The organism is Mesorhizobium sp. P2_A12 (genome assembly GCF_056405075.1).
In genome coordinates, this window is the sequence record NZ_JBFUCU010000004.1 from 589,587 (window position 1) to 612,892 (window position 23,306).

Consider the following 23,306-nt stretch of genomic DNA (forward strand, 5'->3'; position numbering starts at 1 on the left):
TGTTGAAGGACAACAGTGCTCAGAGGCCGCTGTTTTGGGCTGCCGTCTTCAAGGCGTCTTCCGGTGAAGACTGGCCGAGAAGCGATTCCTGGATCGCCTGCTGCAAGGCGGTCGACAGCTCCTGGTACTTCGGCGTGGTCGGGCGCGGATACATCGCAGCCAGGCCGAGCTTGGCGGCGGCGATCAGCTCTTCCTGGCCCTTGGTCACCGCCGGGTCGTCATAGGACGAAGCCCAGATCGGCAGCGAGAGCTTGGCATACTGGTTTTGCGTCGCCTGCGAGGTCATGAATTCAATGTACTTCCAGGCTTCGTCCGGATGCTTTGAGACCGCTGTGACGCCAAGGCCCATCGAGCCGTTGACGGCCGACACCTCGCTGGTGCCACTGACGCCTGGCGCCGGCACAACGCCGACCTTGCCCGCCACCTTGCTGTCCTTCGGATCGTTGGCCATGTTGTACATGTAGGTCCAGTTCAGCGCGAAGGCGGCGTCACCGTTTTCGAACACCTTGCGCACGTCCTCTTCCAGGAATTCCTTGGAATTGGGATTGGTGAGACCCGACTTGTAGCTGTCGACCATGTATTTCAGCGCCGCGACACCGGGGCCATTCTGGAAGTCCGGCTTGCCGTCCTTGAGGAAGTCGCCGCCATAGGCGCTGACCAGCGTGGCATAGTCGCAAATCGCGGCCTCGGCCTGCGACCAGCTCCAGGCGATCGGCGTCTTCAGCAGGCCCTTGTCCTTGATGATCTTGGCCTGTTCGCCGAGTTCTTCCCAGGTCTTCGGCGGCGTCTTGATGCCGGCCTTTTCCAGGATCTCCTTGTTGTAGAACAGGTATTTGGTGTCGAGGATCCACGGCATGCCGTAGTATTTGCCTTCGTACAGCACCGTGGTCCAGGCGCCGGGCAGCACGCCCTTCTTCATGTCGCCGGTGATCTTCGACGACTCATCGACCAGCACCTTGTTGGTGGCGTATTCGGCCGGCCAGATGACGTCGAACAGCACGACATCGTAGCCACCGCCCGAGCCCTGCGCGAGCACGGTCTTGTCGTGCAGGCCCTCATAGGGGACGAATTCGAGATTGACCTTGATGTCGGGATTGGCCTTGGTGAAGGCGTCCGTCATGGCGCGCACGTCAGCCTCGCTGTAGGCGGCCTGCGCCATGAAAAGCGCATTGATGGACGTTTCGGCGAAAGCATGGGGAACGAGCAATCCTGCGACAAAGACTGCGCCCAAGAGTGTCTTACCGATCGATTTCAGCATCTTCTTCTCCCATTTCCGATGTTGGCGGGCCGGCGATATGGTTGCCTTCCCGGATTGATGTCACGTGACCCAATGGTCCCCCGACCGTGAGCGGCGCCCGGCTTAAAGCCCTGGCCGTCTTGTTCTGCGGTCGGTTTCGCTATTAAGTCAATTCGCTTGACTTAATTAGTCGATCAATATCCTAATGGAGTCAAGAGGGAAACGCTGGTGGACGATATCAGCCCGATCCGCGCCAAGAGCGGCACTAACCAGGAAGGCACGAGCGCGCACAACCGTCGTGTCATGATCGAGGCGCTGCGTCTCAATGGCGCCCTGTCGCGCGCGGACCTGGCACGGGCGACCCAACTCACCAAGCAGGCGGTCTCAAACATCATAGAGGATCTCGAAAGCGACGGCCTGGTCGTCGCCCTAGAGGCGGTGCGCAAGGGCAGGGGCCAGCCCTCGACCCCTTACAGGCTGGTTCCCGAGGGCGCCTTCGCCATCGGGCTGCAGATCGATCGCCACCTGACGCGGGCGGTCGCCGTCGACCTGGTCGGCAGCGTGCTGGCGCGAGCCGAGGCCAACCTGCCGTTCGATGAGCCATCGAAGGGCGTCGAGGTGATACTTGGCCTGGTCGGCGGCGTCCGGCGTGAGCTATCCCAGATGTCCGCCCAATCCGAAGAGAGGCTCGTCGGTCTCGGCGTCGCCATGCCGGGTCCTTTCGGGCTGAAGAATTCCGACGATAAATGGATGATGCCGGCCTGGCAGAAATTTCCGCTGCTGGAGACGCTCGCCGAAGGCACAGGCCTAAATGTCAGCTTGCAGAACGACGCCGCCGCCTGCGCGACGGCGGAGCGCATCGTCGGCGCGGCGCACGGTGTCGATCACGCGGTTTGCCTCTACGTCGGGTACGGCATCGGCGCCGGATTGATCCTCAATGGCGAGCTCTACAGCGGCGGCCATGGCAATGCCGGCGAGATCGGCATGGCGCTGCTGTCGCCGGCCGGCCCCGGCTCGACGCCGCTGGAACATCGCGCGTCGCTGGCCTCGCTTTACCAGCATCTCGGCCTCAACCCGGCCGACGACGACATCTACCAACAGATGGACGGCCTCGTCACGGCCGAGGATCCCAAGATCATTGCCTGGATCGACGGTGCGGCGCATGATCTGCGCTGGAGCGTGCATCTCATCGAAACGATCTTCGATCCGCAGACCGTCATCCTGACCAGCGGAGCGCCGGAAGCGCTGGCCCGCCGGCTGGTCGAGGCGATGCATCCGCTGCTGCCGTCAATCGCCGACCGGCCGGGGCGGCATTTGCCGCGCCTGCAGCTCGGCACCACCGATCCCTGGTCGATCGCGCTCGGTGCTGCCGCGGCGCCGATCAGCCGCGCCTTCGATCCGCGGTTTTCGGCGATCCTGAAGACGCGGGCCAGCGGCACCTGACAGCGTCGACCACCAGGTATTTCGCCTGAAATATCCTCGGAAGTTGTGTTCGATATCGTCACACAGGGTTCATTGTGCGGACATAGCGTTCATCCCGGTTCTTTGCTGCAATGCAATAGGAGTGGGACATGGTGGACATAGTTTCTAGTGAGGCGGGCATTCCGAGACCGGATCATCCGCTGCACAATTCGGGTAGCGCGAAGTGGTTCCTGCCGGCCTTCGGCGTGCTGGTGCTCGTCGGCGTCGTCTATGTCGGCTATGCGCTCAGCCAGGATCTGGCAGAGGCCAAGACCGTGCCGTGGATCCTGCTCGGCATTGCCTTGCTGATCGCGCTCGGCTTCGAGTTCGTCAATGGCTTCCATGATACCGCCAATGCGGTGGCGACGGTCATCTACACACGCTCCATGCCGGCCGAATTCGCGGTCATGTGGTCGGGCGCCTTCAATTTCCTCGGGGTTCTCACCTCCAGCGGCGCGGTCGCTTTCGGCATCCTGTCGCTGCTGCCGGTCGAGCTGATCCTGCAGGTCGGCTCTTCCTCCGGCTTTGCGATGGTGTTCGCACTGCTCGTTGCCGCAATCCTGTGGAACCTCGGCACCTGGTTCCTCGGCCTGCCGGCGTCGAGCTCGCACACGATGGTAGGCTCGATCATCGGCGTCGGCCTCGCCAACCAGTTCATGGCGCCTGCCGGCAGTGCCACCAGCGGTGTCGACTGGTCGCAGGCGACCAATGTCGGCATCACCTTGCTGGTGTCGCCGATCATTGGCTTCTTCGCCGCTGCGATCCTGCTCTATGCGATGAAGCTGCTCGTGCGCAATCCGGCCCTCTACGAAGCACCGAAAGGCAACACGCCGCCGCCATGGTGGATCCGCGGGCTGCTGATCTTCACCTGCACCGGCGTCAGCTTTGCGCACGGCTCCAATGACGGACAGAAAGGCATGGGCCTGATCATGCTGATCCTGATCGGTGTCGTGCCGACGGCCTTTGCGCTGAACCGGACGCCCGACATCAACTATCTCGAGGCCTACAAATCGGCTTCCGTCAGCGTCGAACAGGCGCTCGGCAAATATGTCAAGCCGGGCATCACCGTCACCGACGCCAAGGCCGCCGTCCAGGATGCCGTGCGCACCCGGACCTGGAACGACCAGACGACGGTCGCGCTGCAGACCTACATCCACAACACGACAGCGGGCCTGCAGCCCTATGCGACTGTCGACAACGTGCCGACCGATCTGGTCAGCAACGCCCGCAACGATATCTACCTGATCGGCGAGGCACTCAAGCTGATCGACAAGAAGAAGTTGCTGCCGATGGAGGCGGCCGATCTGAAAGCGGTCACCGACTATCACAAGGCCGTCGACAACGCGACGAAGTTCATCCCGATCTGGGTGAAGGTTGCCGTTGCCCTGGCGCTCGGCCTCGGCACCATGGTTGGCTGGAAGCGCATCGTCGTCACGGTCGGCGAGAAGATCGGCAAGAGCCATCTGACCTATGGCCAGGGTGCCGCCGCGGAGCTTGTCGCGATGGTGACTATCGGCATGGCCGACCGGCTAGGACTGCCGGTGTCGACAACGCACGTGCTGTCGTCGGGCGTTGCCGGAACGATGGCCGCCAACGGTTCGGGGCTGCAATGGTCGACGGTGCGCAACCTGCTGCTTGCCTGGGTGCTGACCTTGCCGTGCTCGATCACGCTCGCCTTCGTGCTGTTCATCATCTTCCGCCAGGTGTTCTAGAGCGGACAATCAGATGTTGAAATGAAAACGGCGCCGGTTTCGGCGCCGTTTTTCGTTTGGGGTAGTCTGGCTTATTTCAACGCGGCTGAAGGCCTTGGTCCGCAAAACTGTGAAATTGGCTTGCGCCTCGTCAGAGCAAGGCGCAGCAATGACCTCAGGTCGGATCCTCGCGGTGCAGATCGTGGATGGCGACGCCCTCGACATTGGTCGGCAGGGTCAGCCACTGGCGATGGCGCAGCGTGCGCTGCGTGTCCTCCAGCCCCATCTCCCAGTGCTCGCGCATCGAGGTGCCGGAGAATTCGTAGTCCTTGGCGTGACCCTCATAGCCTTTGTGCTGGTAGATCAGATGGACGATGTTGACGACGCCTGCCTGCGAATAGTCCTCGATCAGCTCTTTTTCGCCTTCCTTCAACAGTTCGGCGGGCACGCGCTTCAGCGCCTCGAGCAGCTTCATCTTGAGCGCATGGATGCGCTGGAAATTGTCGGTGTTCTGGCGCGTGCGGCTGGAATACATGATGTCCTTGTGCCGCGACAGCACATCGGCCATGCCGCGCGGCAAGGAGCCGCGCGCGCTGAACAGGTCGACCTGGAACACCAGCGAAGAGCGGTCCTCTTCCTGGTCGAGCAGGTATTGCAGCGGCGTGTTGGAGACGATGCCACCGTCCCAGTAGTATTCGCCTTCGATGCGGATCGACGGGAAGGCCGGCGGCAGCGCGCCGCTGGCCATGATGTGCTCCGGTTCGATGCGCACTTTCTCGGTGTCGAAATAGACGAAGTTGCCAGTCCTGACATTGACCGCGCCGACGCTCAGCCGCTTCTTGCCGTCGTTGAGGATATCGAAGTCGATCAGGCTCTCCAGCGTCTCCTTCAATTCGGCCGTGTCATAGAAGCTGGTGGCGCCTTCGGCTCCCGGCTGTTCGAACCACGGATTGGGATTGCGCGGCTTGAAGAACCCGGGCTGGCCCATGGTCATCGTCATCCACGAACTGGTGCGGTTGCGGATGTCGCGGTAGATGTCGCCTTCCGGCGTATAGGCCCAGATCTTGCGGCCCGAGATCGTCTGCCAGAATTGCTCGAGACGCTGCAGGCGGCGACTTGATTCATTGCCGGCGATGATCGCCGCGTTGATGGCGCCGATCGACACGCCGGAAAGCCAGCTCGGCTCGCAGCCGGCGTCGGCCAGTGCCTGATAGACCCCGGCCTGATAGGCGCCGAGCGCGCCGCCACCCTGAAACACCAGCGCGATGCGGTCATACTGCGCCGAGATTTCCTCGATGGTGGCGGTGGCCTCCTTCTTGCGATTGCGTTCAAGCACGAATCTTCTCCGGCTGGGTTGCGCTGATCTCGGAGGGGTTGCGATCAGCGAGGTAGTCGTGAACCACCTCGCCCAGACCGAGCGTCAGATCGGCGGTGAAATGAACAGCCGACACGACGTCGAGCACCGGCAACTTCGCCACGTCGGCCATGACATGGGGCCGCAGATCGAGTGCCGCGGGCGCCGTCCATGCCTCCTTCAGCGTGATATCGGTAAGGTAGTAGCGAACCAGTTCGCAGATGCGCGGCGTGCCGTCGACATGCGGGATGATCTTGACCAGGAAGTTGGGAGCAGCCAGCGAGGCAAGCACGGAATCGTGATCGGCCTCCCGGTGCTTGTAGCCCATGGTGCCGGTGGCGCACAGAACGCTGCCATAGTGCAGCGTGCCGACCACCACTTCGCCCTCATGCACGATCTTGGGGCTGGCCAGCTTCTTGGGAAAACCCCAGAGCTCGCGGCCGCCGGCGATCGGCGCGTCGTCGTCCAGATACATCGAATGGACGTAACCGCCATGCTGGCCCTTGTAGCGCACCGGGATCACCTGGCCGGTCTCGGTATAGTCGCCGAAGCCGGTTGAATCAGGCATGCGGATGAATTCGTACTTGACCAGCGGCTCGTCGATCTCCAGCGGCGCCGGTACGACGGCCTCGAGCGCCTCGCGCGTCGTGCGGTAGGTGATGATGACGTATTCGCGGTCGAAGAAACGATACGGCCCCGGCGGGTAGGACGGATTGGTCAGCGGCATCGCATAGGCGCGCTTCAAGACATCGGCGATTTCCAAGCTGCACCCCCAAGATTCTATACGGCAATATCTCGTCAGGAACGACCGCGCGAATGCGCAGCCGATTATGTTGCACGGCACCATGACAGCGCCGTGTCAGCCCGGCGACAACGGTTTGGAAGGGATTGGAGCCATGCTCCGGCGGGTCGCAAGGCTGTAATCGCATCGACACATGGCTCTGCCATTGTCATGCTGCGATGCACAATTATATGTCATGTTCCCTCCCACCTCGCGCGAGATCACCATGGGTTCCCTGTCTTCGAAAAATGCCCTCGTCACCGGCTCGACCAGCGGAATCGGCTTGGCAATAGCCCGCGCCTTTGCTGCTCAGGGCGCCAACGTCACCATCAATGGGCTGGGCGATGCCGCGGCAATCGAACAGGAGCGCGCCGGCATCGAGAAGGATTTCGGCGTCAAGTGCCGCTACTCCGATGCCAACATGATGGACGGCGCGGCGGTGAGCGCCATGGTGCATGAGGCCGAGGCCGCGTTCGGCAGCCTCGATATCCTGGTCAACAATGCTGGCATCCAGCATGTCGCGCCGATCGAGGACTTCCCGGACGACAAATGGGAAGCCATCATCCGTATCAACCTGCTCGCCGCCTTCTACGCGATCAAGGCGGCGCTGCCCGGCATGAAGGCGCGCAAATGGGGCCGCATCATCAACACGGCGTCCGCGCACGCGCTGGTCGCTTCGCCGTTCAAGTCGGCCTATGTGTCGGCCAAGCACGGCATTGCGGGCCTGACCAAGACGGTGGCGCTGGAAGTGGCGCTTGACGGCATCACCGTCAATGCGATCGCGCCGGGCTATGTCTGGACGCCACTGGTCGAAAAGCAGATTCCCGACACGATGAAAGCGCGCGGCATGACCGAGGAGCAGGTCAAGCACGACGTGCTGCTGGCGGCGCAGCCGACCAAGGAGTTCGTCACCGTCGACGAGCTTGCGGCGCTGACGCTGTTCCTGTGCTCGGATTCTGCCAAGCAGATCACCGGCACGACCTTGCCGATGGACGGCGGCTGGACTGCGCAGTAGAGGATGGTCAAGGGCGTTCGTTTGCCGGCTGGTGTTGGCAGGATTCAACAGGAAAGCCGCCAGCAGGAAAGCATCCCGGTCAGGTCCATGAAAGTCATCCAGATATCCGATCCGCATCTGATGACGCCGGGCGGTCTTCTTTACGGCTCCAATCCGCTCTCCAGGTTGCAAGCCTGCCTTGCCGACATAGGCAGCAACCATGCCGACGCCGATCTGGTGGTGATTTCCGGCGACCTGACCAATGACGGCGAGCGTTCCGCCTACGCCGCGCTGAGCGAAAGTCTGGCAGGGTTCGGTCCGCCATGCCGGCTGATGCTCGGCAACCATGACGACCGGGCGCTGTTTCTCGAGATGTTCCCGCAAGCCACCGCCGAGCGCGGCTTCGTCCAGAGCGTCGTCGATCGCGCTGAGGGTCGCCTGCTCCTGCTCGATACGCTGGACAGCGGCCATGTCGAAGGCAAACTGTGTGCAGCGCGCCTCGACTGGCTCGATGAGCGGCTGCAAGAGGCTCGCGATCGGCCGGTCTTCCTGTTCATGCACCATCCGCCGTTCCGGATCCACATCCCCGAGCTCGACCGTGTCATGCTCGCCGACGCCGATGCCTTGCATGAGGTTCTGCTGCGCCACGGCAATGTCCGCCACATCTTCGCCGGACACGTCCACCGGCTGATCGCCGGCAGTTGGCGTGGCATTCCCATCAGCACGTTGCGCAGCACCAATCATCAGGCCGCACTGGATTTCTCGCAGGGCTGGAGCCTCGGCCGCGAGCCGCCAGCCTATGCCGTGATCTTGATCGATGCGGATGGGGTGATCGTGCATTTCCACGATTTCCCGGTGCCGCCGGCTCTATAGCCTGAACCGTCGAGAGGCCTGGCGCAGCGATCGCCACGACCGGTGGACGAGCTACCTAGAGTCCGTGTGCCGGGAAGCACGCAGCCGTGCCAGTGCGTGGTCCGCGCAACCGCTGCGCGACCCTCGCGTTGGTGGGCTGTTTTGGGTCACGCGGAGCCTCCACTATGCGGCGTCACAAAGCAACTGATGTGCACATTAGTCTTGACAGAAATACATATGTTCAATACCCGTCAGGCGATTGAATAGCCTGCATTATGGGAGGAACGAGCGGTATGGCTTCCAATGTTTCGTTGACGGGCCTTGCCCGCGATCTCGAGGAACGCGCCAGGTCGGGCAAGCCCATCCGTATCGGCATGATCGGCTCCGGCGAGATGGGAACCGATATCGTCGCCCGCGTCGCCCATATGTCCGGCATCGAGATCGGCGCTATTTCGGAACTGAACCTGCCCGCCGCCAGCAAGGCCGTGGATATCGCCTTCCAGCAAACCGGCCACGCGCGCGAAGTGTCGAATGCGTCGGCGATGACGGCGGCGATGGAGGCCGGCAAGGTCGCGGTCACCAACGATGCCAGCCTGGTCATCGACAATGACCTGATCGATGTCGTCATCGACGCCACTGGCGTTCCTGCGGTCGGCGCCGAGATCGGCCTGCGTGCCATGGAGCATGGCAAGCATCTGGTGATGATGAATGTCGAGGCCGACGTCACCATCGGCGCCTATCTGAAAAGCGAGGCCGACCGGCTGGGCGTCACCTATTCGCTGGGCGCGGGCGACGAGCCGTCGTCCTGCATGGAGCTGATCGAATTCGTCTCGGCGATGGGCCATCCGATCGTAGCCGCCGGCAAGGGCAAGAACAATCCGCTCAACATCGACGCCACGCCCCCCGAATATGAGGAGGAGGCCGAGCGCCGGCATATGAATGTGCGCATGCTGGTCGAATTCGTCGATGGCTCCAAGACCATGGTCGAGATGGCGGCGATCGCCAATGCCACCGGGCTGGTTCCCGACAAGCCCGGCATGCACGGCCCGGCGGCGACGCTTGGCGAGCTGTCCAAGGTCCTGGTACCGCAGAAGGACGGCGGCGTGCTGTCAAAGGTCGGCGTCGTCGACTACTCGATCGGCAAGGGTGTCGCGCCCGGCGTCTTCGTCGTCGCCGACATGTCGCATCCGCGCATTTCGGAGCGCATGGAAGATCTGAAGATGGGCAAGGGCCCGTATTTCACCTTCCACCGTCCCTATCATTTGACCTCACTCGAAGTGCCGCTGACCTGCGCCCGTGTCGTGCTCTACGGCAAGGCGGATATGGTCCCGCTGGCGAAACCAACGGCCGAAGTCTGCGCGGTGGCCAAGAAGGATATGAAGCCGGGTGAGAAGCTCGATGCGATCGGCGAATATTGCTACCGCGCCTGGATCATGACGGCGCCGGAAGCGCGCGCCGCCAAGGCGATTCCCTGCGGCCTGCTGCAAGGCGGCTCGGTGACCCAGCCGATCAAGAAGGGCGAGCTCGTCACCTATGCGAATGCTGCTCCAGCGCCAGGCTCCAAGATCGCCGAATTGCGCGCCCGCCAGGACAAGCTCGTCTACGGGTCCGTGGGAGCCTGATCATGGCCGGAGCCAGCAAAGCCGTCGCCGACAGTCGCGCCAACCTGCCTTTCGTCTATCGACAGTACAGCGCCGAGCAGCTCAGAAACGTGCTCTACAAGATGTACCTCATCCGGCGCTTCGAAGAGGGCGCGGAGGAGTGCTACACGCGCGGCCTCATCCACGGCACCATGCATTTGTCGATCGGCCAGGAAGCCAGCGCCATGGGCATCTGCATGCCGCTTGCCGAGGATGACCAGATCACCTCGACGCATCGCGGCCACGGCCACTGCATCGCCAAGGGCGCCGAGGTCAAGCGCATGTTCGCCGAGTTCTTCGGCAAGACCACCGGCTACTGCAAGGGCCGTGGCGGCTCAATGCACATCGCCGATGTCGGCAAGGGCAATCTCGGCGCCAATGGCATCGTCGGCGGCGGCATTCCGATCGCCGTTGGGGCAGCACTTTCCGCCAAGATGATGAAGACCGGCAAGGTCGTGGTGTCCTTCTTCGGCGATGGCGCCAACAATGAGGGCGCCTTCCACGAGGCACTGAACATGGCCGCGGTCTGGAAGCTGCCGGTGATCTTCGTCTGCGAAAACAACGGCTACGGCATGTCGACATCGACGGCCCGCTCGACCGCCGTCAAGAACATCGCCGAACGCGCGGCCGCCTATTCGATGCCGGGCGTCATCGTCAACGGCAACATTTTTTCGGAGGTCGCCGAGGCGTCCTGCATGGCTGTCGAGCGTGCACGCGCCGGCGAGGGGCCGACGCTGATCGAATCCAAGACCTATCGCCATCGCGGCCATTCCAAGAGCGACCGCAACCGCTATCGCAGCAAGGAGGAGATCGAGGACTGGATGTCGAACCGCGATCCGATCACCCTGTTCGAAAGCGAGCTGCGCGAATTCGGCTTCATAGACGACAAGGGTATCGAGACCATTCGCGACGCCGTGGCACGGGAGATCGCCGACGGCATCGAGTTCGCCAAGGCGAGCCCGTCTCCGGATGTCCGCGACACCGGCAATTATGTCTATACGGAGCAGGCGTGATGGACGCGATGGTGCGTGAACTGAGCTACGCCCAGGCGATCCAGGAAGCCATGGCGATCGCCATGCACATGGACGAACGCGTTTTCCTAATGGGCGAGGATATCGGCGTCTATGGCGGCGCCTTCCAGGTCACGGGTGATCTGGTCGATCGGTTCGGCACCGAGCGGGTGATCGACACGCCGATTTCGGAACTGGGTGGCGCGGGCGTGGCGGTCGGCGCCGCCCTCACCGGCATGCGGCCGATCTTCGAGTTCCAGTTTTCCGATTTCGCCACGCTTGCCATGGAGCAGATCGTCAACCAGGCGGCCAAGATGCGCTTCATGCTCGGCGGCGAGGTTTCGGTTCCGGTGGTGATGCGCTTTCCCGCCGGCTCCGGAACAGGGGCGGCGGCACAGCACAGCCAGAGCCTCGAGGCCTGGCTCGGCCATGTGCCGGGCCTCAAGGTCATCCAGCCGGCGACGCCATACGATGCCAAGGGCATGCTGCTGGCGGCGGTCGCCGATCCTGATCCGGTGATGATCTTCGAGCACAAGCTGCTGTACAAGATGAAGGGTCCGGTGCCCGAGGGCTATTACACGGTCCCGATCGGCAAGGCCGACATCCGCCGCGAGGGCCGCGACCTGACCATCGTCGCCACCTCGATCATGGTGCACAAGGCACTCGACGCCGCTGCGGCGCTGGAAGCCGAAGGCATCGATATCGAAGTCGTCGATCTCCGGACCGTCCGGCCGATGGACAAGCAGACCGTCATCGACAGTGTCAAGAAGACATCGCGGTTGATGTGCGTCTACGAAGCGGTCAAGACGCTGGGCATCGGCGCCGAGGTCAGCGCGATGATCGCCGAGAGCGAGGCGTTCGATTACCTCGACGCGCCGATCGTGCGGCTGGGCGGCGCCGAGACGCCGATCCCCTACAATCCGGAGCTGGAAAAGGCTGTTGTGCCGCAAGTTCCCGACATCATTGCGGCTGCGCGCGACCTCGTGAGAGGGGTTCGCTGATCGATGCCGACCGAAGTCATTCTTCCCAAGGTCGACATGGACATGGCGACCGGACAGATCTCGCGCTGGTTCGCCGAGGAAGGCGCCAGCGTCAAGAAGGGCGATGTTCTGTTCGAGATCGAGACCGACAAGGCGGCGATGGAAATCGACGCGCCGGCCAGTGGCACCTTACGCGATGTAACCGGCAAGGAGGGGATCGACATTCCTGTCGGCGCGGCTGTCGCCTGGATCTATGCGGATGACGAAGCCTATGGCGACAAGGCGCCGATCTCCCTCCTTGTTGGGGAGATGTCGACGAAGTCGACAGAGGGAGGCGATGTCCCGCATGCCTCTCAACCTGTCGCGCGCCCCTCTGCCCTGTCGGGCATCTCCCCCACAAGGGGGGAGATCGGCCAATCGCCATCGGTCGCCCGCGCAACCCCCTTGGCTCGTCGTCTCGCCCGTGAGGCCGGTCTTGCACTCTCCACCATTGCAGGCACCGGTCCGCATGGCCGCGTGGTGAAAGCCGACGTCGATGCCGCGATTGCCGGTGGCGGCGTCAAGCCTGCCGCCAAGGCAGCGCCTGCAGGGGCACCGGCGGCTCCGGCTGCTGCCGCCGCGCCGGTGAAGGCGATGTCGGACGAGCAGGTGCTGAAACTGTTCGAGCAAGGCTCCTACGAACTCGTCCCGCATGACAACATGCGCAAGACCATCGCGCGCCGCTTGGTCGAGGCCAAGACCACAATCCCGCATTTCTACCTGACGCTCGACTGCGAACTCGATGCGCTCTTAGCGCTGCGCACGCAGATCAATGCGGCAGCGCCAGTCAAGAAGACCGAAAAGGGTGACGTGCCAGCCTACAAGCTGTCGGTCAACGACATGGTGATCAAGGCAATGGCGCTGGCGCTGAAGGCGGTGCCGGATGCCAATGCGTCGTGGACCGAAAGCGCCATGGTCAAGCACAAGCATGCCGATGTCGGCGTTGCGGTGTCGATTCCGGGCGGCCTGATCACGCCGATCATCCGCAAGGCGGACGAAAAGACGTTGTCCACAATCTCCAACGAGATGAAGGACTTGGCCAGCCGGGCGCGCAGCCGAAAGCTGAAGCCGGAAGAGTATCAGGGCGGTACCACCGCGGTGTCGAACCTCGGCATGTTCGGCATCAAGGACTTTGCCGCGGTGATCAACCCGCCGCATGCGACGATCCTGGCGGTCGGCGCCGGTGAGGAGCGGGCGGTGGTCAAGAACGGCGAGATCAAAATCGCCACCATGATGTCGGTGACGCTGTCGACCGACCATCGCGCCGTCGACGGAGCGCTGGGGGCCGAACTGCTGGTTGCCTTCAAACGCCTGATCGAGAACCCGATGGGCATGCTGGTCTAGGGCCGGCCGACTCACCAAAGCACCTCGGGTGCCCCGAAGGATCGCAGCAGGTCCAGGTGCAGCCATGAGGCACGTGGAACACTGGTTCCGCGGGCCGGCATCGTTGTGCCGTGAGAGCATTTCGCCGGAAGCTGTCACCTGATTGGGCCGGGCATGGGCGCTGTCATCCACCAGTCATATGCGCCGTGCAGGGAGGGGAGACGGGAACCGGCCTAGGCGTCGGACCGCTCATCCACAGACAGACAGGAGGTCTCATGAAGACGCTATTCATCAAGCTGCTGGCCAGCCAGCTTGCACTCGCGGCAACTTTGTTTGCCGGCGTGGCCGGTGCCGAGACGCTGACGCTCTACACATCACAGCCGGAAGCCGATGCGGCCAAGACCGTGGATGCCTTCAAGAAGGCGCAGCCGGGTATCGACGTGACCATCTATCGTTCCGGGACAAGCGACATCCTGACCAAGATGGCAGCCGAATTCGCCGCCGGCAGCCCACAGCCCGACGTGCTTCTGATCGCCGACGCGGTCAGCATGGAGCTGTTGAAGAAGGACGACCGGCTGCTGCCTTATCCCGAGGCAAAGCTGGACGGCATCGAGGCGGATGCTTATGATCCCGGCAAGACCTATTTCGGCAGCAAGCTGATCACCACCGGCATCGTCTACAACACCGCGGCGGCTGAAAAGCCTGCGCATTGGGCCGATCTCGCCAAGCCGACCTATGCCGACGGCCTGGTCATGCCGAGCCCGCTCTACTCGGGTGCGGCCGCCTATCTGCTCTCCGGCTTCGTCGGCGACACCAATTATGGCTGGGATTTCTTCCAGAAGCTGAAGACCAACAACACCGTCAGCGTGCGCGGCAACGGCGCCGTGTTGAAGTCGGTGGCCAGCGGCGAGAAGCCCTATGGCATCCTGGTCGATTTCATGGCGATGAACGCCAAGAAGAAGGGTTCGCCGGTCGAATTCGTGTTCCCTAGCGAAGGCGTGCCGGCGGTGACCGAACCGGTCGCCATTATGAAGACCGCCAAGAATGTTGACGGCGCCAAGAAGTTCGTCGACTTCATTCTTTCCGACGAAGGCCAGAAGCTGGCGCTGTCGATGGGCTATCTGCCGGCGCGCGCCTCGGTCGGCCGCCCCGTATGGATGCCGGAAGGCGTCAAGGTCAAGGTGATGCCGTTCGACACCAAGGCCATCGTGGCCACCACCGACGCCGACAAGGCGAAGTTCTCGGAACTGTTCGGCGGCTGAGCCCGACAATCGCGGCGGGATGCCGTGGAAAGCGACATCCCGGACCGCTTACAGATCCCAGGAAACGCAATCATGTCGACACGGATCAGGGAAAGTCGGGGCCAGGAAATGGCCCTGACGGCGGCAGTAGCCGTCGTCATCGTGCTGCTTTCCTTGCTGCCGATGCTGCGCCTCATCAAGGAGATCGTGGCACCAGGCGGCACCTTGTCCGGCATGGCGATAGAAGCCGGATTGAGAAGTCCGGCGACCTGGATCGCGACCTGGCACACGCTGATCGTCGGCATCGGCGGCACCTTGCTTGCGGTGCTGTCGGGAACGCTGGTGGCTCTCCTCATCACGCTGACCGACATACGCGGCCGCAGTGCGCTGGTGCTCTGCTACGTCATGCCATTGATGATCGCACCGCAGGTGACCGCGTTGGCCTGGCTGCAACTGTTCGGTCCGGCAAGTCCGTTCCTCAAGCTGTTCGGCGCGGCACCGCCGCTCGGCACCAGAAATCCGCTCTATTCCACCTCGGGCATCATCCTGCTGCTCGGCGTGCAATACGGCCCGCTGGTCTTCCTGCTGGTGCGCGCCGGCCTGCGCAAGCTGCCGCGCGAACTGGTCGAGGCGGCGCGCGCCGGGGGCGCCGGCTGGTTCACCGTGCTGGTCACCGTCGTGCTGCCTTTGATGACGCCGTCGATCATGGCGGCCGCGGCACTTGCCTTCGTGTCCTGCGTCGGCAATTTCGGTATCCCTGCCTTTCTCGGTATTCCCGCCAATTATCTCGTGCTGCCGACGCTGATCTATCAGCGGCTGGCCGGCGGCGGCCCGGCGGTGCTCGGCGAAACCGCGTTCCTGTCAGTGTTGATCGGCATCATCGCCATGGCTGGCATTCTCGCGCAGGAGGTTGTGAGCCGCCGCCGCGATTATCGCATCAGCTCGACGTCGCTGCCGGCCGAGCCCTACGAACTCGGCCGCTGGCGACCTGCCGTCCAGGCCGGCATGTGGCTGCTGATCGTGGTGGTGCTGTCCCTGCCATTGTTCGGGCTGCTGCTGACATCGCTGGTGCCGGGCTACGGCATTGCTCTCACCGCCAGAACGGCAACGCTCGACAATTATCGTTTCGTGCTGTTCGAGCATGACGCGGCCAGCCGCGCCTTCTTCAACAGCTTCTGGCTGTCGGCCGCGGCGGCCTTCTTCGCGGTTCTCGTCGCCGTGCCGATCGGCTATCTCATTGCCTGGAGCAAGCAGCGCTGGGTGCGACTGCTCAACCTGTCGGTCGAACTGCCCTATGCCTTGCCCGGCGTGGTGCTGGCAATCGCATCGCTGCTCCTGTTCCTGCGGCCGATCCCGCTCACCGGTATCCAGCTCTACAACACCGTGTGGATCATCCTCTATGCCTACCTCGCCCGCTTCCTGGTGCTGGCGCTGCGGCCGACCATCAGTGGCTATCACCAGATCGACCGGGCACTGGAGGAGGCGGCCCAGGTGGCCGGTGCCGGGCTGTTCCTGCGCATGCGCACGATCATCTTTCCGCTGGTGGCGCCCGCGGCGATCGCCGGCGGCCTGCTGATCTTCATGACGGCGCTCAGCGAGCTCACCGTGTCAGTGCTGCTGTGGTCGTCGGGCTCGGAGACGATCGGCGTGGTGATGTTCTCCTTCGAGCAGGGTGGCGATTCCAACTACGCGGCGGCGATGTCCGTCATCACCGTGGCGGTCACCTTCGTGCTGATGCTGGCGACCAATCTGCTTGCCCCACACCTTCCAAGCGGAGTGCTGCCATGGCGCGATTGACCCTGGACAATGTGACCAAGAGCTTTGCCGATTTCGACGCAGTCAAGGATGTATCGATCGATGTCGGCGACGGCGAATTCCTGGCCGTGCTCGGCCCCTCCGGGTGCGGCAAGACGACATTGCTGCGGCTCGTCGCCGGGTTCGAGAAGGTGACGTCAGGCGAGATCCGCATCGGCAATGAGGTCATGTCGGGCAAGGGCGGCAGCGTCGCGCCGGAAAAGCGGCGCGTCGGCATCGTCTTCCAGAACTATGCGCTGTGGCCGCACATGACGGTCGCCGAGAACATCGGCTATTCGCTCAAGGTGGCAAAGCTCGACAAGGCGACCGCGCGCCAGAAGGTCGAGGACGCGCTTGCTTTGGTCAATCTGCAGGGGCTTGGCGAACGCAGGCCGGCCAATCTCTCCGGTGGCCAGCGTCAGCGCGTGGCGCTGGCGCGCTGCCTTGTCGCCGCGCCGTCACTGGTGCTGTTCGACGAGCCGCTCGCCAATCTGGACGTGCATCTGAGAGCCTCGATGGAGGATGAGTTCGCCGCCTTTCACAGGCGCACGGGCACGACCATCGTCTACATCACCCATGACCAGGCCGAAGCGATGGCGCTGGCCGACCGCATCGCGGTGATGGATCATGGACGTCTGGCACAGTTGGCGACGCCGCGCCAACTCTTCAATGAGCCGGCAAATGAAATGGTGGCGTCCTTCATTTCGCAAGGTATCTTGCTTCCCGCCGATGTGCTGAGCTCAGAGCAGGCCAGGCACTGCAAGGTCAGGGTTCTCGGCACCGAGCTGGTCGTTCGCTGCCGGACCGGCGAGCGGCCGCGCGCCGGCGCAAAGATCTGCTGTCGGGCAGCCGATCTCAAGGTGGTGCCGGACGGTCCCGGCTTCGATGGCCTCGTCAAGCGGGTGATCTACCAAGGTGGCTCGGCGCGCATCGAATTTGCGCCTTCCGCCAGCCCCGACCTCACCTTGCATTTCGAACAGCCCGATCCGGTGGTGCTGGAGCGCGGCGCGCAGGCGCTTCTGCGGATACGATCCGGATGGCTCATCCCGGCGACGGGGGCGGCATCATGATGATGCTCGACCTGCTCGGCGGCTTGGGGGCAAAGGCCGTACCGGTCTCGCCGTCAGCAGCAGTGCGTGGACATCGAAATCGCCAACGTGTCAGCGGCTAAATTGCGCCAACACATGCCTGTGCTTGAAGCCGCCGCTATTTCATTCCACATCGGGCGCAATGAACGGCAAGATACGAGAGTGGTTTCGCAATTGGCGATGGGCCTTGGCCGCATCGCTGATCCTGCATGCCTTGATCGCAGCGTTCTTGTTCTTTGGCGTGCCGAGATCCGACCAGCAGCCGGATCAGCAAGAACAGCCCGTCAATGTCGCGATTGTGCCGCCGCCCGAGAAGCCTAAGCAGAAACCTGCTCCAAAGCCACCGGAGCCGACACCTGAAAAGAAGGCTGAAAAGCCGCCTGAACAAAAGCCGCCTCCGGAGCCCCCGAAACCGCCAGACGACCATGTTCTGAAGCGCGTTTTCCAGTACGGCCAGAAAGATACGGGACCGGAGAAATCGCTCGACGGAAGCAGCGCTAAACCCAACACGCCATCACCGGCCAAGGATGAGGCGGCGAAGCCGCCTATAACACCGACACCCGCGCCGACACAGCCCGCCCCGGCTGCAACGCCACAGCAGAAGGCAGAGCCCAGCAAGCCTGACGAGAAGCCGGCCACCTTTGCGCCGGACGAAAAGCCCGCGCAAGGCGAAGAAAAGCAGGAGGCCGCCGCGCCGGACGCCAAACCTGCCCAAAACGAGGAGAAGCAGGCGACCGAGGACGCTGACAGACAGCAGCCGGACAAACAGGAGCTCGCACCGCAACCCGCCGAAAAGCAAGCGGTTGTGACGCCAAAGCCATTGGCGGCTGAGCCTGGTGGCAAGCCAGCGCCTCCAGCCTCAACTGGAAAGGCAAAGCCCAAACCTGCCAAGACCCTGACGTTCAAACCCGCAAGAGCCTTCAAAGCGCCGATCGGGAATGCTGGAAGGTCAAATCCCACCAACAACGATGTTGCAGGATCGCCAATCTATTCCGGCCTTCCGGGCGTCAGAAAGCTTTACTCGCAGGGGGCAACTGGCAATGCCTTCGCCACAAGCTCCATGGAGAATGTGCCGCGCGGTCAGCGCGTGGCCACCCTTTGCGGCAATGTTCTGAGCCAGGAACTGCAAAGTGCCGACTATTCGGTCAAATGGGTGCCAACCATTACGCTGGACAAAGGCAATGTTCTCAACCCTACTCAAGCGGCCTTCAGCACCAGAAGCACTTGGTACGATCTAAACTTTCGATGTGAAGTCGACGCCGATGCGACGAGGGTCCTATCCTTCAACTTCCGTGTGGGGTCATTAGTCCCGCCTGGCGAATGGGCCAGCCGTGGATTCACTAAGTATCCGCTAAATTAGACCGGCACGCCAAGCCCGGACAATCGCCGGCTAATTTCTTGCCAGTCCGCGCAGACGAAATCGGCACCAGCCGCCGTCAGCCGGGCGGCATGCTTGGCACAGGTGTGACCGCCGCCAGTGTAGCCAATCGCCGTCAGGCCGGCGGCAACGGCGCCCTGGATGCCGAAGGACGAATCCTCGATGACGATGCAGTCGGCCGGATCGGCACCCATCCTGGCGGCGGCGAACTGGCTGATCTCCGGTCTTGATGGATCGGATCGTGGGTAGCCGCTCATTGAGCCGCCCCAGCGCCTTGGCCGGGCTGCCCTGGGTGTGGTGATCCAAATCGACAAGCTGTCAGCGGCTAAACGGCGCCAATACAGTGGCTGTGCTTGAAGCCGCCGCTTTTTCATTCCACATCGGAAGGAATGAAGGACGAGACACGAGACCGGCGCCGGAATTTGTTGTGGGCCTTGCCCGCATCGCTGATCCTGCACGCGCTCGTCGCAGCGCTCTTGGTCTACAACGTGCCGAGGCCTCCCCAACAGCCGCAGCAGGAGCAAGCGGTCAATGTAGCGCTCGTGCCTCCGCCCGAGCAACCAAAACCGAAACCTGCTCCGATACCGCCTCCGAAGCCACCGGAACCGAAGGTTGAAAAACCGCCGGAACCGAAAGCAGAAAAACCACCTGCGCCGGAAAAGCCCTCGAAAGTTGAGGTCCTGAAGCCGGTTTTCCAGTTTGGCGACAAGGATACCGGTCCCAGGAAATCCCTGGATGGGGCCAGCGCTCAAGACACCTCGCCTTCGCCGGCCAAGGATGACGATTCGAAGCCGCCTGTCGTACCGAAGCCTGCCGAGAACCAATCCACCACGCCGGCGGTCGCCGAGGGGCGGCCAGATTCAACCAAAGTCGGCGAGAAGCCGGTAGACGCTGCGAAGGACGCCGAGCCCGAACAGGAGAAACAGGCAGCTCCAACCCAGGAGATGGATAAACAGCAGGCGGACAAGGAAGAGGCGGGAGCGAACGAACCCGACAAGCAAACAGAAGCGGCGCCACCGCCTTTGGCTGCCGACGGCGGCGACGGTGAGATCGAGCTTCCCACGTCAACCGAAGCGCCGAAGCCCAGACCCGAAAATGCGCCGAAGCCCGGCCCTGCGAAGGTCTCCAAGTCCCGAAGCGAGAGCGCCGGGAGGCCAAATTCCACGGATACCGCCGCTAGTGCTTCGCGGGCATATTCGGGCCTTCCGGGGGTTCACAGGCTCTACTCGCAGGGCGCTACCGGCGATGCGCTGGCTACAAGCGCGATGGGCGGGGTGCCTCGCGAGAAGCGTATTGCCCAACTTTGCGCCAGCGCGTTGCAGCAGCAACTGGTGGATGCCTCTTATTTCCCCGACCTGATCCCAAGTGTTCCGCTGAAGGTGGGCAATGTCCTCGACGCCCCGGATGTCGCTTTCCGCGCAACGACGAAATGGTACCATCTAGGCTTCCGGTGCCAGGTCGACACCGATGCGACGAGGGTCTTGTCCTTCACCTTCCGCGTCGGACCGTCGATCCCGCCCAGCGAATGGGTTCGCCTCGGATTGCCTGTTCGCTGATAGATTAGGCCGGCACACCGAGCCCGGCCAGTTGCCGGCTAACCTCTTGCCAATCGCTGCAGATGAAATTGGCACCTGCCGCTGTCAGTCGCGCGCCGTGCTCGGCATAGGTATGGCCGCCACCGGTGTAGCCGATCGCCGTCATGCCGGCGGCGACCGCGCCCTCTATGCCGAAGGGCGAATCCTCGATGACGATGCAGTCTGCCGGCTTGGCACCCATCTTGTCCGCGGCGAACAGGAAGATATCAGGCGCGGGCTTGCCTCGCTTGACCATCGAGGAACTGTAGATCGCATCGCCGAAAAACCGCGCCAGTTCGGTCACAGTCAGGCTGTGGTTTATGCGCTCGACGGAGGATGACGAGGCGACACAGCGGTCGCCGGCAAGCGTCTCCAGAAACGCTGTGATGCCGGGGGTCGGTTGCAACTCTTGCGAAAACAGGATCTTGGTCTCGGCCCAGATGTCGCCGTCCGCAGCTGCCGGAAACTGGTGACCGGTCAAATCCCTGATCTTGGCGATGATGTCGGACTGCTTCATGCCGATGCATTGGGCGATGATACCGCCGTGAACCCCAGGCATGCCATGCTTGTCATAGACGCGTTCATAGGCGCGGGCGGCCAGAGGCTCGCTGTCGACAAGAACGCCGTCGCAATCGAAAATGATAGGCCTTGATCGCGCCACGCGCTTTTCTCCCGAGTCGATTTCGCACATCGCTATCGGCAAAAAGTCAGATGTTCAATAGTGCGCTTGGTTTGACAGCCGCATGCCTGAAGGCGCGAAACCGAGGGGCAATCAAAGCCGGCGGATGGCATCGCTGGCACGCGAGGATCCGAGCGCCCGTTGCATGGCTTGCCGGGACTGCGCGCGATCGGGCGTGATCCAGTTCGGTTCGGCGCCGAGAAAGCGGTCGAGGAAAGCCACTGCGTAGGCCGGCATCTCGGTCACGTTCTCGCGATAGGACCACCAGGTGCGCAGATCGTCGGCGCATTTGTCGATGCTTGGCGCACTGCCGAATTCCTGCTCGTGGATCGCCGAGATCACCGAGACGCAGTAGTTGGTGTAGAGGAACCCTTCCGGCCAGAAGCGGATGATTTCCAGCGTGCCGGCGTTCGAATCCGTTTCAATCAACTGGCTGAGACCGGAGATTTCCCTTGCCGGCGCCTGCCTGATCAGTTCGCGCAAAACGAGGCCGGCGGCAAAGACGATGAAGTCGGCGCGGTCGACCGCGGCGAAGCCTTTCTGCGCCTCCATGACCTCGACCCAGTCGAGAAACGCACGGGTGAGCTTGGCTTCGTCGATTTCAAAGCGCACGCCGAACGTGTCCGACACCACCTTGGCGCTGCCGCGGAAGGTGGCGCGGAACCAGCGCAACTGCCGCAACCGGTGGCGAAGGTCGGGCATCAGCGCCAATTCGTCCCTGAAGGGCAGATCCATGTTTCTCGTATCCTGTTCCCAGCCAGGCTAGCACAACGGCGCCGCCGCCGAAATCGGTTGACGGCCTGTGGATGACCGAGGTCATGCCCAATATCATACATATTGACATTCGCGGAAACAAATGTTCTCACTTTGCTGTTGTCACGCGTCGGTCCAAGGTGCGCTTCAACACAGGCTTCGGGAGGAGAACCGAATGGCGATTTGGCAGTGGGGACTGCTTCTGCTGGTTATTGTGTGGGCGCTGCAGTCGCTCGGCGTCTGGCTGCAGATGCGGCACTATTCGGATGTCTTCAGGGGCGTCACCGACCAGTACAAGGATGGCTTCGTCGGAGCCGGCAATTTTCGCGGTCGATTGGCCAAGGGCACCATCGCGCTGGTCGTGGTGACGCCTGACCTGGTCGTGCGCCGCCTGATGGTGATGAGCGGCCGTTCCGTGTTCACCAAGTTCAAGAGACATGAAGAATTCGAGGGCGTTCCCCTCGATCGAGTCCGGTCCAACCCTGCAATTATGGGGGAGGGGGAACCCGGTGTGGCCGAGGCCGTGAAGCGGGCGATCGAACAGATCGACAAGACACGGTCGGAGCCGGGGAAGAAGCCGGGTCTGTCCGGTTTGAACGTAGCAAGGGCTTAGAGAGAGGACGCCGCGCACCGACTGGGATCAACCGGCGGGCGGCATAAGGAGGAGAAATGTCTGTATTTTCGTTGTTGGCGCAGCATGCCGACATGGCCGTGCACAATCTGCATGTCGCAGGTGCCATGGTCTCTGATGCTGCATTGCATGGCAAGCTCGCGGTAGAGCATGCCTCCGACCATCTCGTTGTCCTCGCACAGGCGGACAGCGGACCGATCACCGTCGATCAGTTCAAGGAAAAGCTGAAGGAAGTCCAGCAGGAAGAGCAGCTCGGCTGGCTGACCGCCATCGGCAAGTACTTCATCGGTATCTTCCAGAAGGGCGGCGAGGTCTTCGCCGGCTTCGTCACCGGTATCATTCCGACGCTGGTGGTGCTGATGACGGCCTTCTACGCGGTCACCGAACTGGTCGGCGAAGAGCGCGTGCACGGCCTGGCGCGCGGCGCCGGCAGGATCGCGCTGACCCGCTACACGCTGTTGCCGGTGCTGGCGGTGTTCTTTCTCACCAATCCGATGGCCTATACGTTCGGATCGTTCCTGGAAGAGAAGCACAAGCCCGCCTTCTATGACGCAGCCGTGTCCTATGTGCACCCGCCGCTCGGCCTGTTCCCGCACATCAATCCCGGCGAGTATTTCGTCTGGGGTGGCATTCTCGTCGCGCTGCTGGAACTGGAGAAGAAGGGCGCCGTCGTCGCCGGCTATCACGTCAAGGTGGCGATCTGGTACGCCATCGTCGGCCTCGTCGTCATCCTGCTCAAGGGCATGCTGACCGAACGCATCACTGCCATCATGGCACGCCGCCAGGGCGTCGAGCTGTAAGGGCGG

The 23,306-nt window shown here is 62.7% G+C and carries 21 protein-coding genes; 15 read left to right on the forward strand and 6 right to left on the reverse strand.

The features are described 5' to 3' along the window. Positions 1-19: 19 nt before the first annotated feature. Entirely contained in the window at positions 20-1,258 is a 1,239-nt protein-coding gene (locus tag AC1DZU_RS13210; RefSeq protein ID WP_477285188.1) for an extracellular solute-binding protein, read from the reverse strand. A 207-nt stretch (positions 1,259-1,465) separates the two neighbouring features. Between AC1DZU_RS13210 and AC1DZU_RS13215 the strand changes: the two genes are divergently transcribed. Further along, entirely contained in the window at positions 1,466-2,680 is a 1,215-nt protein-coding gene (locus AC1DZU_RS13215; protein WP_477285190.1) for an ROK family protein, read from the forward strand. Positions 2,681-2,808: 128 nt separating this feature from the next. Further along, positions 2,809-4,410 (forward strand): inorganic phosphate transporter, encoded by a 1,602-nt coding sequence (locus AC1DZU_RS13220; protein WP_477285192.1) that lies wholly within the window; start codon positions 2,809-2,811, stop codon positions 4,408-4,410. Between the two features lie 154 nt (positions 4,411-4,564). Here AC1DZU_RS13220 and AC1DZU_RS13225 read toward each other — a convergent pair whose 3' ends face one another. Then, a complete protein-coding gene (locus tag AC1DZU_RS13225) occupies positions 4,565-5,725 on the reverse strand; it encodes a patatin-like phospholipase family protein (RefSeq protein WP_477285194.1) in 1,161 nt (386 codons plus the stop codon). Further along, entirely contained in the window at positions 5,718-6,506 is a 789-nt protein-coding gene (locus AC1DZU_RS13230; protein ID WP_477285196.1) for an acetoacetate decarboxylase, read from the reverse strand. Before AC1DZU_RS13230 ends, AC1DZU_RS13225 begins: the two co-directional genes overlap by 8 nt. 244 nt (positions 6,507-6,750) lie before the next feature. Between AC1DZU_RS13230 and AC1DZU_RS13235 the strand changes: the two genes are divergently transcribed. The 10 genes from AC1DZU_RS13235 to AC1DZU_RS13280 all read left to right on the forward strand — a co-directional run bounded on the left by AC1DZU_RS13235 (position 6,751) and on the right by AC1DZU_RS13280 (position 18,845). Continuing rightward, the gene (locus tag AC1DZU_RS13235; protein WP_477285198.1) at positions 6,751-7,539 is read left to right on the forward strand and encodes a 3-hydroxybutyrate dehydrogenase; all 789 of its coding nucleotides are present in this window, start codon (positions 6,751-6,753) and stop codon (positions 7,537-7,539) included. A gap of 87 nt (positions 7,540-7,626) precedes the next feature. Next, entirely contained in the window at positions 7,627-8,391 is a 765-nt protein-coding gene (locus AC1DZU_RS13240; protein WP_477285200.1) for a phosphodiesterase, read from the forward strand. 272 nt (positions 8,392-8,663) lie between these two features. Further along, complete coding sequence (locus tag AC1DZU_RS13245) at positions 8,664-9,992, forward strand: NAD(P)H-dependent oxidoreductase (RefSeq protein ID WP_477285202.1); 1,329 nt, start codon at positions 8,664-8,666, stop codon at positions 9,990-9,992. 2 nt (positions 9,993-9,994) lie between these two features. Further along, positions 9,995-11,023 carry a thiamine pyrophosphate-dependent dehydrogenase E1 component subunit alpha gene (locus AC1DZU_RS13250; protein WP_477285205.1) on the forward strand — a complete coding sequence of 343 codons (1,029 nt, stop codon included), beginning with the start codon at positions 9,995-9,997 and terminating at the stop codon, positions 11,021-11,023. Further along, the gene (locus AC1DZU_RS13255) at positions 11,023-12,021 is read left to right on the forward strand and encodes an alpha-ketoacid dehydrogenase subunit beta (RefSeq protein ID WP_477285207.1); all 999 of its coding nucleotides are present in this window, start codon (positions 11,023-11,025) and stop codon (positions 12,019-12,021) included. Before AC1DZU_RS13250 ends, AC1DZU_RS13255 begins: the two co-directional genes overlap by 1 nt. Before the next feature lie 3 nt (positions 12,022-12,024). After that, positions 12,025-13,383, forward strand: a complete 1,359-nt coding sequence (locus AC1DZU_RS13260) for a pyruvate dehydrogenase complex dihydrolipoamide acetyltransferase (RefSeq protein WP_477285208.1) — start codon at positions 12,025-12,027, stop codon at positions 13,381-13,383. Positions 13,384-13,637: 254 nt separating this feature from the next. Next, complete coding sequence (locus AC1DZU_RS13265) at positions 13,638-14,624, forward strand: ABC transporter substrate-binding protein (RefSeq protein ID WP_477285210.1); 987 nt, start codon at positions 13,638-13,640, stop codon at positions 14,622-14,624. A 72-nt stretch (positions 14,625-14,696) separates the two neighbouring features. Next, complete coding sequence (locus AC1DZU_RS13270) at positions 14,697-16,400, forward strand: ABC transporter permease (protein WP_477285212.1); 1,704 nt, start codon at positions 14,697-14,699, stop codon at positions 16,398-16,400. After that, on the forward strand, positions 16,388-17,467 hold the full coding sequence (locus tag AC1DZU_RS13275) for an ABC transporter ATP-binding protein (RefSeq protein WP_477285214.1): 1,080 nt from the start codon (positions 16,388-16,390) through the stop codon (positions 17,465-17,467). Before AC1DZU_RS13270 ends, AC1DZU_RS13275 begins: the two co-directional genes overlap by 13 nt. A gap of 160 nt (positions 17,468-17,627) precedes the next feature. After that, the gene (locus AC1DZU_RS13280; RefSeq protein ID WP_477285216.1) at positions 17,628-18,845 is read left to right on the forward strand and encodes a DUF930 domain-containing protein; all 1,218 of its coding nucleotides are present in this window, start codon (positions 17,628-17,630) and stop codon (positions 18,843-18,845) included. On the opposite strand, the gene AC1DZU_RS13285 is transcribed toward AC1DZU_RS13280, so the two are convergent. Then, positions 18,842-19,120: an HAD-IA family hydrolase gene (locus tag AC1DZU_RS13285; protein WP_477285218.1), complete on the reverse strand. Its 279-nt coding sequence runs from the start codon at positions 19,118-19,120 to the stop codon at positions 18,842-18,844. The two genes, AC1DZU_RS13280 and AC1DZU_RS13285, sit on opposite strands and share 4 nt — an antisense overlap. A gap of 132 nt (positions 19,121-19,252) precedes the next feature. Between AC1DZU_RS13285 and AC1DZU_RS13290 the strand changes: the two genes are divergently transcribed. Continuing rightward, a complete protein-coding gene (locus tag AC1DZU_RS13290) occupies positions 19,253-20,419 on the forward strand; it encodes a DUF930 domain-containing protein (RefSeq protein ID WP_477285455.1) in 1,167 nt (388 codons plus the stop codon). A 4-nt stretch (positions 20,420-20,423) separates the two neighbouring features. Here AC1DZU_RS13290 and AC1DZU_RS13295 read toward each other — a convergent pair whose 3' ends face one another. Together AC1DZU_RS13295 and AC1DZU_RS13300 are read right to left on the reverse strand one after the other, a co-directional pair. Next, positions 20,424-21,098, reverse strand: a complete 675-nt coding sequence (locus AC1DZU_RS13295) for an HAD family hydrolase (RefSeq protein WP_477285220.1) — start codon at positions 21,096-21,098, stop codon at positions 20,424-20,426. 111 nt (positions 21,099-21,209) lie between these two features. Continuing rightward, positions 21,210-21,851, reverse strand: coding sequence for a hypothetical protein (locus tag AC1DZU_RS13300; RefSeq protein WP_184875948.1), 642 nt, complete (start codon positions 21,849-21,851; stop codon positions 21,210-21,212). 193 nt (positions 21,852-22,044) lie between these two features. Here AC1DZU_RS13300 and AC1DZU_RS13305 point away from each other — a divergent pair, with 193 nt between their 5' ends. Next, the gene (locus tag AC1DZU_RS13305) at positions 22,045-22,482 is read left to right on the forward strand and encodes a transcriptional regulator GutM (protein ID WP_184875950.1); all 438 of its coding nucleotides are present in this window, start codon (positions 22,045-22,047) and stop codon (positions 22,480-22,482) included. A 56-nt stretch (positions 22,483-22,538) separates the two neighbouring features. After that, a complete protein-coding gene (gene srlA, locus AC1DZU_RS13310) occupies positions 22,539-23,300 on the forward strand; it encodes a PTS glucitol/sorbitol transporter subunit IIC (protein ID WP_477285223.1) in 762 nt (253 codons plus the stop codon). The last annotated feature ends 6 nt before the right edge of the window (positions 23,301-23,306 follow it).

Excerpts from the sequence above, each read along its gene's own strand:
- AC1DZU_RS13210 (WP_477285188.1), bottom strand. The coding sequence starts at position 1,258 with ATGCTGAAATCGATCGGTAAGACACTCTTGGGCGCAGTCTTTGTCGCA.
- AC1DZU_RS13220 (WP_477285192.1), top strand. The coding sequence starts at position 2,809 with ATGGTGGACATAGTTTCTAGTGAGGCGGGCATTCCGAGACCGGATCAT.
- AC1DZU_RS13235 (WP_477285198.1), top strand. The coding sequence starts at position 6,751 with ATGGGTTCCCTGTCTTCGAAAAATGCCCTCGTCACCGGCTCGACCAGC.
- AC1DZU_RS13240 (WP_477285200.1), top strand. The coding sequence starts at position 7,627 with ATGAAAGTCATCCAGATATCCGATCCGCATCTGATGACGCCGGGCGGT.
- AC1DZU_RS13245 (WP_477285202.1), top strand. The coding sequence starts at position 8,664 with ATGGCTTCCAATGTTTCGTTGACGGGCCTTGCCCGCGATCTCGAGGAA.
- AC1DZU_RS13250 (WP_477285205.1), top strand. The coding sequence starts at position 9,995 with ATGGCCGGAGCCAGCAAAGCCGTCGCCGACAGTCGCGCCAACCTGCCT.
- AC1DZU_RS13255 (WP_477285207.1), top strand. The coding sequence starts at position 11,023 with ATGGACGCGATGGTGCGTGAACTGAGCTACGCCCAGGCGATCCAGGAA.
- AC1DZU_RS13260 (WP_477285208.1), top strand. The coding sequence starts at position 12,025 with ATGCCGACCGAAGTCATTCTTCCCAAGGTCGACATGGACATGGCGACC.
- AC1DZU_RS13265 (WP_477285210.1), top strand. The coding sequence starts at position 13,638 with ATGAAGACGCTATTCATCAAGCTGCTGGCCAGCCAGCTTGCACTCGCG.
- AC1DZU_RS13270 (WP_477285212.1), top strand. The coding sequence starts at position 14,697 with ATGTCGACACGGATCAGGGAAAGTCGGGGCCAGGAAATGGCCCTGACG.
- AC1DZU_RS13275 (WP_477285214.1), top strand. The coding sequence starts at position 16,388 with ATGGCGCGATTGACCCTGGACAATGTGACCAAGAGCTTTGCCGATTTC.
- AC1DZU_RS13280 (WP_477285216.1), top strand. The coding sequence starts at position 17,628 with ATGAACGGCAAGATACGAGAGTGGTTTCGCAATTGGCGATGGGCCTTG.
- AC1DZU_RS13285 (WP_477285218.1), bottom strand. The coding sequence starts at position 19,120 with ATGAGCGGCTACCCACGATCCGATCCATCAAGACCGGAGATCAGCCAG.
- AC1DZU_RS13290 (WP_477285455.1), top strand. The coding sequence starts at position 19,253 with ATGAAGGACGAGACACGAGACCGGCGCCGGAATTTGTTGTGGGCCTTG.
- AC1DZU_RS13300 (WP_184875948.1), bottom strand. The coding sequence starts at position 21,851 with ATGGATCTGCCCTTCAGGGACGAATTGGCGCTGATGCCCGACCTTCGC.
- AC1DZU_RS13305 (WP_184875950.1), top strand. The coding sequence starts at position 22,045 with ATGGCGATTTGGCAGTGGGGACTGCTTCTGCTGGTTATTGTGTGGGCG.
- srlA (WP_477285223.1), top strand. The coding sequence starts at position 22,539 with ATGTCTGTATTTTCGTTGTTGGCGCAGCATGCCGACATGGCCGTGCAC.